At 70.0% G+C, this 14,108-nt stretch carries 12 protein-coding genes; 1 reads left to right on the top strand and 11 read right to left on the bottom strand.

What is annotated here, in order from left to right; all coding sequences use genetic code 11:
- Window position 1: 1 nt before the first annotated feature.
- The 6 genes from ACYAF3_RS24840 to ACYAF3_RS24865 are packed head-to-tail and all read right to left on the bottom strand — an operon-like array spanning window position 2 to window position 6,440.
- The gene (locus ACYAF3_RS24840) at window positions 2–655 is read right to left on the bottom strand and encodes a methionine ABC transporter permease (protein WP_003111646.1); all 654 of its coding nucleotides are present in this window, start codon (window positions 653–655) and stop codon (window positions 2–4) included.
- Window positions 639–1,748: a methionine ABC transporter ATP-binding protein gene (locus ACYAF3_RS24845; protein ID WP_121377799.1), complete on the bottom strand. Its 1,110-nt coding sequence runs from the start codon at window positions 1,746–1,748 to the stop codon at window positions 639–641. The genes ACYAF3_RS24840 and ACYAF3_RS24845 overlap by 17 nt, the downstream gene beginning before the upstream one ends.
- The gene (locus tag ACYAF3_RS24850; RefSeq protein ID WP_003115004.1) at window positions 1,745–2,539 is read right to left on the bottom strand and encodes a MetQ/NlpA family ABC transporter substrate-binding protein; all 795 of its coding nucleotides are present in this window, start codon (window positions 2,537–2,539) and stop codon (window positions 1,745–1,747) included. Before ACYAF3_RS24850 ends, ACYAF3_RS24845 begins: the two co-directional genes overlap by 4 nt.
- A 31-nt stretch (window positions 2,540–2,570) precedes the next feature.
- Window positions 2,571–3,959, bottom strand: a complete 1,389-nt coding sequence (locus tag ACYAF3_RS24855) for an LLM class flavin-dependent oxidoreductase (protein ID WP_003106871.1) — start codon at window positions 3,957–3,959, stop codon at window positions 2,571–2,573.
- 17 nt (window positions 3,960–3,976) lie between these two features.
- Window positions 3,977–5,194 (bottom strand): SfnB family sulfur acquisition oxidoreductase, encoded by a 1,218-nt coding sequence (locus ACYAF3_RS24860; RefSeq protein WP_012614156.1) that lies wholly within the window; start codon window positions 5,192–5,194, stop codon window positions 3,977–3,979.
- 10 nt (window positions 5,195–5,204) lie between these two features.
- Entirely contained in the window at window positions 5,205–6,440 is a 1,236-nt protein-coding gene (locus tag ACYAF3_RS24865) for an SfnB family sulfur acquisition oxidoreductase (RefSeq protein ID WP_003106870.1), read from the bottom strand.
- 418 nt (window positions 6,441–6,858) lie between these two features.
- On the opposite strand from ACYAF3_RS24865, the gene ACYAF3_RS24870 reads away from it, so the two are divergent.
- On the top strand, window positions 6,859–8,094 hold the full coding sequence (locus ACYAF3_RS24870) for an NAD(P)/FAD-dependent oxidoreductase (protein ID WP_003106867.1): 1,236 nt from the start codon (window positions 6,859–6,861) through the stop codon (window positions 8,092–8,094).
- A gap of 42 nt (window positions 8,095–8,136) precedes the next feature.
- Here the strand turns inward: ACYAF3_RS24870 and ACYAF3_RS24875 are convergent, their stop codons facing one another.
- From ACYAF3_RS24875 to ACYAF3_RS24895, 5 genes are read right to left on the bottom strand one after another with little or no spacing between them, the layout of a single operon-like run.
- Window positions 8,137–9,069, bottom strand: coding sequence for a carbohydrate kinase family protein (locus ACYAF3_RS24875; RefSeq protein WP_031684605.1), 933 nt, complete (start codon window positions 9,067–9,069; stop codon window positions 8,137–8,139).
- Window positions 9,070–9,109: 40 nt separating this feature from the next.
- Window positions 9,110–10,618, bottom strand: coding sequence for a xylulokinase (xylB, locus tag ACYAF3_RS24880; protein ID WP_003122708.1), 1,509 nt, complete (start codon window positions 10,616–10,618; stop codon window positions 9,110–9,112).
- A complete protein-coding gene (locus tag ACYAF3_RS24885) occupies window positions 10,615–12,090 on the bottom strand; it encodes a mannitol dehydrogenase family protein (RefSeq protein WP_003105368.1) in 1,476 nt (491 codons plus the stop codon). Before ACYAF3_RS24885 ends, xylB begins: the two co-directional genes overlap by 4 nt.
- Before the next feature lie 22 nt (window positions 12,091–12,112).
- Window positions 12,113–13,225: an ABC transporter ATP-binding protein gene (locus ACYAF3_RS24890; protein WP_116349805.1), complete on the bottom strand. Its 1,113-nt coding sequence runs from the start codon at window positions 13,223–13,225 to the stop codon at window positions 12,113–12,115.
- A gap of 39 nt (window positions 13,226–13,264) precedes the next feature.
- On the bottom strand, window positions 13,265–14,098 hold the full coding sequence (locus ACYAF3_RS24895; protein WP_003105365.1) for a carbohydrate ABC transporter permease: 834 nt from the start codon (window positions 14,096–14,098) through the stop codon (window positions 13,265–13,267).
- Between the last annotated feature and the right edge of the window lie 10 nt (window positions 14,099–14,108).

A 14,108-nucleotide genomic window follows, 5' to 3' on the forward strand; every position in this document is an offset into this window, starting at 1 on the left:
TCTACAGGCGTTTGTTCAGCAGGCGGGCCAGGCGGTCGCCGCCGAACTGGATCAACGTGACCAGCAGCACAAGGACGATGATCACGGTGAGCATCACCTGGGTGTCGAAGCGCTGGTAGCCGTAGCGGTAGGCCAGGTCGCCCAGGCCGCCGGCACCGATCGCGCCGGCCATGGCCGAGGAATTGATCATGGTCACCAGGGTGATGGTGAAGCCGCCGACGATGCCCGGTCGCGCCTCCGGCAACAGTACGTTGCAGATGATGTGGCGGCGTTCGCAGCCCATCGCCTGGGCCGCCTCCACCAGGCCGTGGTCGACTTCGCGCAGGCTGACCTCGGCGATCCGCGCGAAGAACGGCGTGGCGGCGATGGTCAGCGGCACCACCGCGGCCCAGACTCCATAGCTGGTGCCGACGATCATCCGGGTAAAGGGAATCAGCGCCACCATCAGGATCAGGAAGGGTACCGAGCGCAGCACGTTGACCAGACCGCCCAGGATGCGATTGAGCAGGCGCGCCTCGAAGATCCCGCCCGGCCCGGTGGTGACCAGCACCAGGGCCAGCGGGATACCCACCAGCAGGACGATGGCGGAGGACGCGCCGATCATCAGCAGGGTATCGAGGAAACCTTGCCAGAGCCGTTCAAGCATGGGCGACATGGCCGAGCACCTCCACCTTGTCCGCCACCAGCGCGGCCTTGGCCAGCACGCCGGGAAGCTCGCCGGGCGGCGCGCCAACCTGTAGCAGCAGGCGCCCCAGGGCGCGGCCCTGGATACGCTCTATGCCGCCGTGGAGCAGGTCGACGCGCTGGCCGATGGCCCTGGCGATGGCCAGCAGGTCCGGCACCCGTCGGCTGGCGCCGGTGTACTGGAGATCGAGCAGCACCGGGTCGCCGGCGCCGGGAGCCTGGCGCAGGCGCGCCAGGAGGTCGGCCGGGAGGGCGGCGCGCAGGCTGCCGAGCAGGCTTCGGGTGACGGCATGGCGCGGATCGCCGAAGACTTCCCAGACTTCGCCCTGTTCGACGATGCGGCCGCATTCGAGGACCACCACGCGGTCGCAGATCTCGCGGATGACCGCCATCTCGTGGGTGATCAGGACGATGGTCAGGCCCAGCCGGCGGTTGATGTCGCGCAGCAGCGCGAGGATCGCCTGGGTGCTCTCCGGGTCCAGCGCCGAGGTGGCTTCGTCGCAGAGCAGTATCTGCGGCTGGTGCACCAGCGCGCGGGCGATGCCGACGCGCTGTTTCTGCCCGCCGGAGAGCTGCGCCGGATAGGCGTCGCGTTTTTCCTCCAGGCCGACCAGTTGCAGCAGCCCGGCGACCCGCTCCTCGATCCGTGCCCGGGGCACCCCGGCCACCCGCAGCGGCAGGGCGATGTTCTGCCGCACGGTCTTGGCCGACATCAGGTTGAACTGCTGGAAGATCATGCCGATGCGTCGGCGCAGGGCGACCAGGCGCTGGCCGTCGTAGCCGCCGATGTCTTCGTCGTCGATCAGCACCTGCCCCTCGCTGGGACGCTCCAGGCGATTGAGGGTGCGGATCAGCGAGGACTTTCCGGCGCCGCTGCGGCCGATGATGCCGAACACTTCGCCGCGGCGGATTTCCAGGTCGATCTCCCGCAGGGCCTGGACTCCACCGGGGTAGCGCTTGCCCAGGCCGTGGAGACGGATGTGCGGCGTGGAGGCGCGCGTGTCGGGCGCCGTCGGGAACGGTTCGAGGGGCAGCAGGCTCGGGGGAACGGTCATGGCCGTCACTCCCAGCCCGGCTGGTACAGCGTGCCATGGGCCTTGTCCAGCGCGGCGCGGACCACCGGTGAATGCTGGTAGATGTCGACGAAGCGCGCCAGGCGGCCATCGCGGTCCTGATAGTCGCCGCGGGTGACGAACTGGATCACGTATTCCCGGTTGTCGATCCCGTCGAACAGCAGTGCCCGGGTCGGGTCGATGGTCCCGGCCAGGCGCAGGTAGTGCGGGTAGCCCTGGGCCAGGTCGAAATCGTCGAGGGCGCGCGCCAGTTGCACCGCCTCCAGCTCGGTGATGCGGATGTCCTTCGGGTTGTCGACGATATCGTCGAGGGTCGCCTTGTAGCCGACGCCGTCCCTGAGCTTCAGCAGGCCGGCCTTCTGTAGCAGTTGCAGGCCGCGGCCGCCATTGATCGGGTCGTTGGCGATGGCCACGCTGGCGCCTTCCGGCAACTCTGCGAGGCTGGCGTAGCGCTTCGAATAGAGCCCGACGTTGTTGATGATCCCCGGCGCGAACGGCTTCAACTGGAAGCCGCCTTCGCGGTTGGCGTTTTCCAGGAAGGGCACGTGCTGGAAGTAGTTGGCGTCGATGTCGCCCTGGGCGAGGGTGATGTTGGGGGCGTTCCAGTCGCTGAACTCGACCAGTTCGACCTTCAGTCCCTGCTTGCCGGCTTCGCTCACGGCGACTTCCAGCGGCGGGGCGAAGGCGGCGGTGGTGCCGATCTTCAGCGGGGCGTCGGCGGCCTGGGCCGGGCCGCTGCCGAGGAGGACGGCCAGGCTCAGGGTTTTCAGGGTGTTCAGCATGGTGGGCTCCTGAACGAAAGGGAAAGTGGGGTCAGGCCTGGCGCTGGCGCGCGGCCGGGGGCTGGCGGAAGGCGGCGCCGGCGTGTTCCGCCTGCAGGCGCGCGCGGCCGCCGCCGAAGAGCTTCTCCCGCAGGGTGCCGGGTGCGTAGGCGGTCTTGTAGCTGCCGCGTGCCTGCAACTCGGGCACCACCAGGTCGATGAAGTCGGCGTAGCTCTCCGGCTCCACGGTGCGGGTCAGGTTGAAGCCGTCCAGGCCGGTATCGGCGATCCAGCCTTCGAGGTCGTCGGCGACCTGGCGCGGGTCGCCTACCAGGGTCACGTAGCGGCCGCCCAGGGCCAACTGGTCGAGGAGCTTGCGCACGGTGGAGTCGGTGCGCGCCACGGTGAGGTTCTTCACCACCGACTCGATGGCGTTGTTCTTCTCGTAGCGGATCGGCTCGTCGAGTCCGTAGCGCGACAGGTCGATGCCGCTGGAGCTGGCGAAGTGCGCCAGGCCGGCCTCGGGGCTGGCGTAGCGGCGGTACTCGGCATGCTTGTCGCGGGCCTCGGCCGCGGTGGCGGCGACGATCACGTTGATGCCCATGAAGATCCTGATGTCCTCGGCGCGACGGCCGGCGCCGACCACCGCCGCGCGGATGCGCTGCACCAACTGGCGGGTGGCCTCGCGGGTCTGTCCGGAGACAAACACGCATTCGGCGTGGCGCGCGGCGAAGGCCAGGCCACGCTCCGAGGAGCCGGCCTGGAACAGCACCGGGGTGCGCTGTGGAGAGGGCTCGGCGAGGTGGTAGCCCTCGACCTGGTAGAACTCGCCATGGTGGCGGATCTTGTGGATCTTCTCCGGCCGCGCGTAGACCCGTCGCTGGCGGTCGGCGAGCACCGCGTCGTCTTCCCAGCTGCCCTCCCAGAGCTTGTAGAGGACCTCCAGGTACTCGTCGGCGCGGTCGTAGCGGCGGTCGTGCTCGATCTGCGCGGACTGGCCCATGGCCTTGGCCGCGCTTTCCAGGTAGCCGGTGACGATGTTCCAGCCGATCCGCCCGTCGCTCAAATGGTCGAGGGTCGAGAGCCGCCGGGCGAACGGGTAGGGCGCCTCGTAGGTGAGGTTGGCGGTGACGCCGAAACCCAGGTGCTCGGTGACCCCGGCCATGGCCGAGACCAGCATCAGCGGGTCGTTCACCGGCAACTGGACGGCTTCGCGGGCGGTCACCTCGATGCCGCCCTGGTAGACGTCGTAGACGCCAAGGATATCGGCGATGAACAGGCCGTCGAACAGGCCGCGCTCCAGCAGCCGGGCCAGCTCGGTCCAGTGGCGCAGTTTGCGGTAGTCGCTGGAGCGGTCGCGTGGGTGGGTCCAGAGGCCGTGGTTGATATGGCCGACGCAATTCATGCTGAAGGCGTTTAGGAGAATCTGCTTCTTGCTCATGGCGGTCCCTTCGGCGTTCAGAGCGTGCCGCGGCGTGGCGGCAGGCGGCCGTTGAGGTAGTAGTCGCCGACCGCGTGGTACTTCCAGCGCACCGGGTCGTGCAGGGTGTGTACGCGGGCGTTGCGCCAGTGGCGGTCGAGACCGAGTTCGGCGAGACAGGCGCGGCTGCCGCCAAGCTCGATCAGCTTGCTGCCGGCCAGCAGGGCGACCTCGGTGGTCAGCGCGCGGGCTTCGGCGACGGCGATCGAGGCGGCCGCCACGCTTTCCGCGTCTGGCTCGGCGGTGGCCCGGTCGAGCACCCGCCCGGCACGCTCCAGCAGCGCTTCGGCGGCGTGCAGGCGGATCGCCAGGCGGCCGATCTCGTGGATGGTCAGTGGGTCGGCGCTGGCCTTGTCGACGCCGGAGTCGACCCAGGGCCGGGCGCGCTCGCGGACGAAACGCAGGGTGTCCTCGAAGGCGCCGCGGGCGATCCCGGCGTCGATCGCCGCGTGGAGGATCTGCGCCAGCGGGCCGACGGTGGTCGGGCGCTCGAAGGCGTCCTGGAACGAGACCACGTCCTCGGCGGCCACCGCTACCCGGTCGAACAGCGCCGAACCGCTGCCGGTGGTGCGTTGACCGAAGCCGGACCAGTCGTCGACGATTTCCAGCCCGGCGCTGTCGCGCGGGACGAAGGCCAGTTGCTGGCGGCCCTCGTCGTCCACCGCCAGGGTCGGCACCCGCTGCGCGTAGAGTGCGCCGGTGCAGTAGAACTTGCGCCCGTCCAGGCGGTAGCCGTCGCCGTCGGCGCGCAGGCGGGTACGGCGCTCGCTGGCGGTACGCGTGCCGATCTCGGCCAGGGCGTTGCCGAAACGCTCGCCGGCCAGGGCGGCGCCGAACAGGCGACCTTTCTGCGCCGGCGAGCCGTTCACCCGCAGCACTTCGAGGGCGTAGAAATGGTTCTGCGGAATCTGCCCCAGGGAACTGTCGGCGGCGCTGACGATCGCCACCACCTTCGCCAGGGTCACCCGCGAGACGCCGGCCCCGCCGTATTCGCGGGGCACCGCGATGCCCCACAGGCCGGAGCGGGAGAACAGTTCCAGTTCTTCCAGCGGCAGGCGCCGCTCGCGGTCGCGCTGGATGCTTTCGCGGGCGAACAGGGCGGCCAGCTCGCGGGCCGTTTCCAGGGCTTCGTCGTCGCTGCCGATGCGATGGGCAGCGGCCGTGGGATTGTCGCGCGTAGCGTGTGCGAGGCTCATCGGGCGCTCCTCAGATCCATGAGTGACGCGCCGGACGGGCGCCGTTCAGGTAGTAGTCGCCGACCGCGTGGACTTTCCAGCGCACCGGGTCGTGCAGGGTATGGGTGCGGGCGTTGCGCCAGTGCCGGTCGAGGTTGAACTCGGCGAGCGTGGCACGGCTGCCGGCCAGCTCGAAGAGCTTCTCGCTGGCGGCCAGGCTGATCTCGGTGCTCAGCACCTTGGCCTCGGCCACGGCGATCGAGGCGCGTGCCGCCGACTCGGCGTCCACCGGCCGCGCGGCCACTTCGTCGAGGACCTGGCCGGCCTTCTCCAGCAGGGCGTTGGCGGCGTGCAGCTCGATTTGCAGGCGGCCGACCTCGGCGATGCTGTAGAGCTCATCGCTGGCGCGTTCGACCTGGGCGTCGATCCAGGGCCGGCTGCGTTCGCGGACGAAAGCCTGGGCGTCGTCCAGCGCCGCCTGGGCGATGCCGGCGTCGATGGCGGCCTGGATCAGTTGCGAGACGGCGCCCTGGAGGCTCGGGATCTCGGCCAGCAGGCCGTTGTGGATCAGCATGTCGCCGGCTACCGGAACCTCGTCCAGCAGTACCGTGCCGCTGGCGGTGGTGCGCTGGCCGAAGCCGGACCAGTCGTCGACGATGCGCAGGCCGGGAGCGCCGCGCTCGACGAAGAGCATCACCGCGCGTTCTTCCTCGTCGATGGCCTTGACCGCCACCCAGTGGGCGAACAAGGCGCCGGTGGAGTAGAACTTCTCGCCGCTGACCCGGTAGCCGTCGCCGTCGCGACGGACCCGCGCCTTCAGCTCCAGGGTGTGGCGGGTATTGCGCTCCGGGCCGGCGTTGGCCAGCCGGCGGCCGTCGAGGATGCCACGGAACAGCTTGCGTTTCTGCGCCGGGCTGGCGACGTTGTCGATCACGCTGAGCAGGCCGAACTGGTTCTGCGGAATCTGTCCGAGGGCCGGGTCGGCGGCACAGATGACACGGAACACCTCGGCCAGGGTCACATGGGAAACCTGCGCGCCGCCATGGGCGCGGGGAATGCCGATGCCGCCCAGGCCGAGGCGGGTGAAGAGTTCCAGTTCCTGCCAGGGCAGGCGTCGTTCGCGGTCGCGTAGCGCCGCTTCGCGACGGGCCAGTCCGGCTACCTCGTGGGCGGCCTGCAACGCCTGGGCGTCGTTCTCGATGAGGCGTGCCGGGAGTAGCCGGGGCGCCTGGTCACGAAGATCCTTGGGTGCGGTTTCGTCGGTCATGGTTCAGCCTTGCAGCGTGGTGGTTCCGCCAGCGGCATCGGTGTGGCGCGGCTCGCGGGTTCGGTGGTGCGGGTGGAACGCCTGGAGGAGGGAGGGGAAACAGGCGGTAACGACATGCTCGCTGGGCACCTCTGGCAGTTCGGATAGGTGGCTGGCGCGATTGCCAAGCCTCTGCCGGGTCTGTTTGCACAAGCCGTGCCGTTTGCTAATCCATAGAAAAATCAAAGATTTGGAGGTTTTCTCCAACAGTTTCTGCTGGTCCGCGGGCGCTGCCTGTTGCTCCGCTGTTGCCAGGGCAACAGTTACCGGCGGATTACAGCCGGATGCCGCGCGCCGGCGCCGTGCTGCTAGGGTGATAGGGTTTCGCGCGCGGCGGCCTGGCGCGCGTCCACCCACTCGGATCGTCGAAGGAACTCCCATGCAGAGCGCTAACGCTTCAGAACTCACCACCGACATCGCCGTGATCGGCGGCGGCGCGGCCGGCATCGGCGTGATCGCCAGCCTGCTGAAACGTTCGCCGGGGTTGCGTATCAGCCTGATCGAGCCGGCGGACACCCACTACTACCAACCGGGCTGGACCCTGGTCGGTGGCGGCGCCTACGCACAGGGCGACACCGCGCGGCCGATGGCCGGGCTGGTCCCGCCCGGCGTGGAGTGGTTGCGCACCCGCGTCGAGCGGGTCGACCCCGAGGCGCGCCGACTGTTGCTGGAGGGCGGCGACAGCCTGGAATACCGCAACCTGATCGTCTGCCCCGGCCTGCGCCTGGCCTGGGAGCGCATCGAGGGCCTGGAGGAGACCCTGGGGCGCAACGGCGTCACCTCCAACTACCGCTACGACCTGGCGCCCTACACCTGGGAGCTGGTGCGCGGCCTGCGCGGCGGCAAGGCGCTGTTCACCCAGCCGGCGATGCCGATCAAGTGCGCCGGGGCGCCGCAGAAGGCCATGTACCTGTCCTGCGACCACTGGCTGCGGGAGGGCGTGCTGCAAGACATCGAGGTCGAGTTCGACCTGGCCGGCGCGGCGTTGTTCGGTGTCGCCGATTTCGTTCCGCCGCTGATGGAGTACGTGCGCAAGTATTCGGCCGAGCTGGCGTTCAATTCCAACCTGGTGAAGGTCGACGGCGCGGCGCGCAAGGCCTGGTTCGAGGTGAAGGACGCCGACGGCAACACCAATCTGGCGGAAAAGGACTTCGACCTGCTGCACGTGGTGCCGCCGCAGCTGCCGCCGACCTTCGTCGCCGCCAGCGGCCTGGGCGACGCGGCCGGCTGGTGCGAAGTCGACCCGGCGACCCTGCAACATGTCCGCCATGGCGAGATCTTCGCCCTCGGCGATGTCTGCGGCACCGCCAACGCGAAGACCGCGGCGGCGGCGCGCAAGCAGATCGTGGTGGTGGCCGAGAACCTTCTCGGCCTGCGCAGCGGCCGTGGCCTGCCGCTGCGCTACGACGGCTACGGCGGTTGTCCGCTGACCGTCGAGCGCGGCCGGGTGGTGCTGGCGGAGTTCGGCTATGCCGGCAAGCTGCTGCCGACCTTCCCGCTGGAGCCCACCGCGGCCAGCCGCTTCGCCTGGCTGCTCAAGCGCCACGTACTGCCCTGGGTGTACTGGAACGCCATGCTCAAGGGCCGGGAGTGGCTGGCGCGGCCGGGGCGCTAGACCGGGCGGCAGCCCTCGGCCTGACCCTCCGCACGGCCGGCCTCAAAGCTCGTGGGCGAACGGCAGGTCCGGCCCCACCCGCGAGCAGGTGACCGCCGCCGCGCGGATGGCGAAGGCGAGCATCGCGTCGATCGCTTCCCGCGACAGCGCGGCTAGCCCGGCCGGGCTGTCGGCGTCGAGGCGGCGGAGGTAGGCGAGGGTCGCCGCCTGGAAGGTATCGCCGGCGCCGACCGTATCACGCAGTGGCAGGGCGGTATCCGCCGGGCGACTCCAGCTGCCGTGGGTGCAGTGCACGCTGGCGCCGGCCCCGCCGTGGGTGACGAAGACCAGCCGGCAGCGCGGGTTCAGCCAGCCGCGGGCCACCTCGCCGGGGTCGCGGCCGGGGTAGAGCAGGGCCAGGTCTTCCTCGCTGGCCTTGATCAGGTGCGCATGACTGGCGAAGGCCTCGACCCGGCGCCGCCAGAGGTCGATGTCCGGCTGCGGGTCGAGGCGCACGTTGGGATCCAGGCTGACCAGGCGCCGGCCGCTCTCGCGCCGGACCAGCGCCAGCAGGGTGTCGGCCACCGGTGTCACCACCAGGGTATAGGAGCCGACGTGCAGCCCGCGTATCCGCCCATCCAGCGTCGGCAGGTGTTCCAGGCGCACCTGGCGGTCGGCGCAGCCGTCGCCGCGGAACTGGTATTGCGCCGAGCCGTTGGCGTCGAGGCCGACCATCGCCAGGGTGGTCGGGGCGTCGCTGGGCACCAGGAAGCCGCAGTCCACGCCTTCTTCTTCGAGCACCCGGCGCAGCCGCGTGCCCAGGTAGTCGCTGGACAGCCCGCCGAACAGCGCCGCCTCCACGCCCAGCCGGCGCAGGCCGACGGCGACGTTGAACGGCGAGCCGCCGGCGATCGCGGTGAAGCCCAGCTCGTTGCTGCGCGCAGCGCTTTCCAGGCTGAAGACATCGAAAAGGGCCTCGCCACACACCAGGTACATGCAGATCTCCAAAACGCCAGAAGAGGAAGGAAAGCGACCATTATCGCGGAGGCAGGTGCTCCAGGTAACGCCGGTAGGCCTGTTCGTAGGCCGCCTGTTGTCGCGCCTGGGGCTGGGTGCGGGTCGACTCGTCGAGCGCCACGCAGCGCCGGCACAGGGCTTCCAGGCTTTCACCGGCGCCGCTTTCGCGGCCCAGGCTCCAGGCCGCCTGGAGCGCCGCGCCAAGGGCGGCGGCCTCGGTCTGCCGCGGACAGACCAGCGGCAGGCCGAGCAGGTCGGCGAGCGTCCGCCGCCACAGCGGGTTCTTCGCCGCGCCGCCGACCAGGCGGATTTCCTCGCCCGGCAGGCCGCTGGCGCGCAGCAGGTCGAGGCCGTAGCGCAGGCCGAAGGCGGTGCCTTCGAGCACCGCCCGGCAAAGATTGGCGCGGCTCAGGTTGGCCGCGGTCATGCCATGCAGGCTGGCGCTGGCGTGCGGTAGCGCCGGAACCCGCTCGCCGTCGAAGAACGGCAGCATCAGCAGACCCTCGGCGCCGACCGGCGCCTGGGCGGCCAGCCGGGAGAATTCGTCGAGGTCGAGGTGCAGCAGGTCCTGTACCAGGCCGCAGGCGCCGGTGAGGTTCATCGTGCAGGCCAGCGGCAGCCAACCACCGGACGAGGCGCAGAAGGTCGCCAGCTCGCCGTGCGGACTGACCAGCGGCCGCTCGGCATAGGCGCTCAGGGTGCCGGAGGTGCCCAGGCTGGCGGTGAGCAGGCCGGGGCGGATGTTGCCGGTGCCGATGGCGGCGAGCATGTTGTCGCCGCCGCCGCCGGCGACCCGCGTGTGGGGAGCCAGGCCGAGGGCGGCGGCCGCTTCGGGGCGCAGGTTGCCGATGCAGGCGCCGGGCTCGATCAGCTCCGGCAGCGCCGCCGCCAGGCGTCCGCCCGGCTCGACCAGCTCCAGCACGTCGCTGGCCCAGGTGCGCCGGCGCACGTCGAAGTAGCCGCTGCCGGAGGCGTCGCCCGCTTCGCTGCAGACGCGGCCGGTGAGCCAGTGGTTGAGGTAGTCGTGGGGCAGGAGGATGTGCGCGACGCGGGCGAACAGCTCGGGAAAGCGGCGCCTGCTCCAGAGCAGCTTGGACAGCGTGTAGCCCGGCGCGAGCACCAGTCCCAGGCGTTCCAGCGAGCCGGCCGGGCCGCCGAGGGCTTCCAGCAGCTCGCGGTTCTCCGCCGCGCTCTCGGTGTCGCACCAGAGCTTGGCCGGGCGCAGCGCCCGGCCCTCGGCGTCGAGCAGGAGCAGCCCATGCTGCTGGGCGGAAACCGCCAGGGCGCGGACCTCGCGGCCGTCCACCGCGGCTTCTTCCAGGGCCATGCGTACCGCGCTGGCCATGGCTTCCAGCCAGTCCGCCGGGTCCTGCTCGCGGCGTCCGTCGCGGCCTTCCGGCGGCCGCTGCGCGGCGCTGCCCAGGCCCAGCGTGCGGCCGCTGCCGGCGTCGAGCAGCAGCGCCTTGCTGCCTTGGGTGCCGCAATCGATGCCGAGGAACAATCCGTGCATGCGGCCCTCCGGAGTCATTCGCCGAGTACCTGGCGCAGGGTTTCGCTGACGCCGTGTCGGCGCAGGCTGTCGTAGAGCCGCTCGAAGGCCTCGACGAAGGCCGCCGAGGCCGGGATCGCCGGGCCGAACACGGTCTCCACGCCGAGCAGGCGCCGGCCCAGGCCGTGGCGTTCGGCAACCAGCGCCTGGCATTCGGCGGCGCGCGGATCGGGAATCGGGTAGCGTTCGCCATGCTCGTCGACCCCGCCCAGGTACAGCGCCCAGGCCGCCACCACCAGGGCCACCCGTTCCAGCGGCCGGCCGGCGGCGATCAGCCGATTGGCGGTGGGGACGATGAACTTGGGAAACTTCGACGAGCCGTCCGAGCAGACCCGTTCCAGTTGGTCGGCGATGGCGCGGTTGGCGAAGCGCTCGACCAGGCTGTCCTTGTAGCGTTCCAGGTCGATCCCCGGTACCGGTGCCAGCAGCGGGGCCACGTCGCGGTCCATGAAGGCCCGCACGTAGCGGCGCAGCAGCGGGTCGCCGAGGGTCTCGTGGACGAAGCGGTAGCCGCGCAGGAAGCCCAGGTAGGTGAGCGCCAGGTGGCTGCCGTTGAGCAGGCCGATCTTCATCTCCTCGTAGGGCGTGACGTCGTCGGTGAACTGCACGCCGACCTTTTCCCAGGCCGGGCGCCCAGCGCTGAAACGATCTTCCAGCACCCATTGCACGAAGGGTTCGCAGACCACCGGCCAGGCGTCTTCCACGTCGTGCCGTTGGGCCAGTTGGCGGCGGTGGGCGGGGCTGGTCATCGGGGTGATGCGGTCGACCATGGCGTTGGGAAAGCTGACGTGCGTCGCGATCCAGCGCGCCAGCCCCGGGTCGAGCCGTTCGGCGAAGGCCAGCAGCGCCTTGCGCGCCACCTCGCCGTTATGCGGGAGGTTGTCGCAGGACATCACGGTGAACGCCGGCACGCCTGTGTCGCGGCGCCGCCGCAGAGCCTCGCAGAGAAAGCCGAAGACCCCGCGCGGGGTCCGCGGGTTGGCCAGGTCGTGGCGCACCAGCGGCAACTCGGCGAGGAACTCGCCGCTGCCATCGTCGATGCAGTAGCCGCCTTCGGTGATGGTCAGCGAGACGATGCGGATGGCCGGCTCGGCAAGTTTTTCCAGCAGCGCCTCGGCGCCGTCCTCGGCGAGCAGCATGCCGCTGATGGCGCCGATCACGCGGACCTCGGTGTCCGGTTGGTCGCCCAGCTCGTAGAGGGTGTAGAGGTAGTCCTGGGCGGCCAGGGCGTCGTGCATGGCGCGGTCGTCGCTGCGCAGGCCGGCGCCGCAGATCGCCCAGTCGAGGGCTTCGCCGCGGTTCATCAGGGCGTCGGTGTAGGCCGCCTGGTGCGCGCGGTGGAAGCCGCCGACGCCGATGTGGACGATGCCCTGGCGCAGTTGCGCGGGGTCGTAGGACGGGCGGGCGACAGCGGTCGCCAGCAGGGGGAGGTGCTGCCGGTTGAGTTTCATCGGTGGGTTCCCGCTGGCGGCTTCAGGCCGCCTGTTGCAGTCGTTTGTCGAGGGCCTGGCCGTTGCTGTCGAACAGGTGGCAGTGCTCCGGATCGAAGCCCAGCTCCAGGGGGGCGCCGTAGTCCGGTGCGAAATCGCCGCGCACGCGCAGGGTGAGCATTTCCCCCGAGTCGGCGCGGACATGGCAGAAGCTGTCGCTGCCCAGGCGCTCGCTGACGTCGGCGGCGACCCGCAGCAGGCCCTGGAAGGCATGGCCCGGGCGGGCGATGTTCAGGTGTTCCGGGCGGATGCCGAGGGTCACCGGGCTGCCGGTGGCCAGCTCGCCGGCGCATAGCGGCAGGCCGACGCGCGCGCCGCATTCGAGGGCGACCTCGCAGCGCTCGCCCTGGTTGCGGCTGAGATGGCCGCGCAGGAAGCCTATCTTCGGCGTGCCGAGGAAGCCGGCGACGAACAGGTTGGCCGGATGGTGGTAAAGCTCCAGCGGCGAGCCGACCTGCTCGACGCGCCCGCCGTTGAGCACCACGACCTTGTCCGCCAGGGTCATCGCCTCGACCTGGTCGTGGGTCACGTAGATCATGGTCGCCGCCAGTTCCTGGTGCAGCCGCGCCAGTTCCAGGCGCATCTGCACGCGCAGGGCTGCGTCGAGGTTGGACAGCGGTTCGTCGAAGAGGAATATCTTCGGGTTGCGCACGATCGCCCGGCCGATCGCCACCCTCTGCCGCTGGCCGCCGGAGAGCTGGCGCGGCTTGCGCTCCAGCAGCGCTTGCAGTTCGAGGATGCGTGCGGCGGCGTCGACCTTGGCGGCGACCTCGCGCTTGTCGACGCCGGCCAGGTCGAGGGCGAAGGAGAGGTTCCTGCGCACCGTCATGTGCGGGTACAGCGCGTAGGTCTGGAAGACCATCGCCAGGTCGCGTTTCGCCGGCGGGGTGTCGGTGATGTCCGTGCCGTCGAGGGCGATGCTGCCGCCGCTGGCCTCTTCGAGGCCGGCGATCAGGCGCAGCAGGGTCGACTTGCCGCAGCCGGAGGGGCCGACGAAGACTACGAACTCGCGGTCGCGGACGTCGAGGTCGATGCCCTTGATGATGGCCTGGCCGTCGAAGCCTTTCTGCAGGTTGCGGATCTTGAGATCAGCCATGGCGGAATACCTCCGTGGACGAAAGGATGGGGATGCGCTTCATTTCACGGCGCCGAAGGAAAGGCCGCGTACCAGCTGCTTCTGGCTGATCCAGCCGAAGACCAGGATCGGCGCGCAGGCGAGGGTGGAGACGGCCGAGAGCTTGGCCCAGAACAGTCCTTCGGGGCTGGAATAGGAGGCGACCAGGGCGGTCAGCGGGGCGGCGGCCGAGGAGGTCAGGTTGAGCGACCAGAAGGCCTCGTTCCAACACAGGATCAGCGACAGCAGCAGGGTCGAGGCGAGCCCGCCGCGGGCGATCGGCAGCAGTACGCGGACGATCTCCTGCCAGGTGCCGGCGCCGTCCAGGCGCGCTGCTTCGAGGATGTCCACGGGGATGTCCTTGAAGTAGGTGTACACCATCCAGACCACGATCGGCAGGTTGATCAGGGTGTAGACGATGATCAGCGCCAGCCGCGAATCGAGCAGGCCGAACTGCTTGGCCAGCAGGTAGATCGGCATCAGTACGCCGACCGGCGGAAGCATCTTGGTCGACAGCATCCAGAGCAGCGTGCGCTTGGTGTGGCGGGTCTCGAAGAAGGCCATGGAGTAGGCCGCCGGCACCGCGACGAGCATGCACAGGAGAGTCGCCGAGGAGGAGATCAGCAACGAGTTCCAGGCGTAGGCGAAGTAGTCGCTGCGCTCGTTGATGTGCAGGTAGTTCTCCAGGGTCGGCTGGAAGATGAACTGCGGCGGCGTGGCGAAGGCGTCGATCTCGCTCTTGAAGCTGGTCAGCAGCATCCAGAAGATCGGGAAGAACAGCAGCAGGGCGATGCCCCAGCAGAGCAGGCCGAGCAGGGCATTGCGCAGGCGGCGGGATTGCTTGAGTGTCAGCATGGCGGGTTCC

The organism is Pseudomonas sp. TZ252, assembly GCF_056110345.1.